This is a genomic window from Clostridium yunnanense (assembly GCF_016595795.1).
Lineage (GTDB): Bacteria > Bacillota > Clostridia > Clostridiales > Clostridiaceae > Clostridium_AR > Clostridium_AR yunnanense.
In genome coordinates this window covers 1-982 of the sequence record NZ_JAENHN010000067.1, presented here as the reverse complement: position 1 = coordinate 982, position 982 = coordinate 1, and the positions used below count along the sequence as shown (strand labels likewise).

Annotated in this window: 2 tRNA genes and 2 rRNA genes; all 4 read left to right on the top strand. The window is 41.9% G+C overall.

Going from position 1 to position 982, the window contains the following annotated elements:
- A 16S ribosomal RNA gene (locus tag JHL18_RS24940) occupies positions 1–54 on the top strand; the annotation flags it as partial.
- Positions 55–180: 126 nt separating this feature from the next.
- A tRNA-Ala gene (locus tag JHL18_RS24935) sits at positions 181–256 on the top strand.
- Between the two features lie 5 nt (positions 257–261).
- Positions 262–338, top strand: a tRNA-Ile gene (locus tag JHL18_RS24930).
- A gap of 127 nt (positions 339–465) precedes the next feature.
- Positions 466–982, top strand: a 23S ribosomal RNA gene (locus JHL18_RS24925); the annotation flags it as partial.

The window sequence follows — 982 nt, the reverse complement described above, 5'->3', positions numbered from 1 at the left end:
GTGAAGTCGTAACAAGGTAGCCGTAGGAGAACCTGCGGCTGGATCACCTCCTTTCTATGGAGAAATTATTAAGTACTGATGCATTTCAGGCTTAATATACACGAATTCTGGTTAGAATATCTCTCTGTTTAATTTTGAGATACCAATTTTTTTTGGCGTCTTAATTTAATATACACATATGGGGGTATAGCTCAGTTGGGAGAGCACCTGCCTTGCACGCAGGGGGTCAAGAGTTCGAATCTCTTTATCTCCACCATTTGTGGGCTTATAGCTCAGCTGGTTAGAGCGCACGCCTGATAAGCGTGAGGTCGATGGTTCGAGTCCATTTAAGCCCACCATTGTTCTTTGAAAATTGCACATAAGTTAAAGTAAAGATATTTACTATTCTTTGTAATAATTGATTGCTAAAATGCACGCTAGTATTTTAGTAAATCAGCAAATTTGTAACTCAAATTTGATTTGATAGGTCAAGCTACAAAGGGCGCATGGTGAATGCCTTGGCATCAAGAGCCGAAGAAGGACGTGACAAGCTGCGATAAGCTTTGGGTAGGCGCAAATAGCCTGTGATCCAAAGATCTCCGAATGAGGAAACTCACGTAGGTAACCCTACGTATCCTATAGTGAATACATAGCTATAGGAGGGTAAACCTAGGGAACTGAAACATCTAAGTACCTAGAGGAAGAGAAAGAAACATCGATTCCGTCAGTAGCGGCGAGCGAAATCGGAAAAGCCCAAACCAAAGATTTATCTTTGGGGTTGCGGACAGAACATAAGGCAAAGTTATTATTAATTGAAGATATCTGGAAAGATACACCGTAGAAGGTAATAGTCCTGTAAGTGAAAATAATAATGAGCTAGTTCTGCTCCAGAGTACCACGAGACACGTGAAACCTTGTGGGAAGCAGGGAGGACCACCTCCCAAGGCTAAATACTACTTGATGACCGATAGTGAAGAAGTACCGTGAGGGAAAGGTGAAAAGA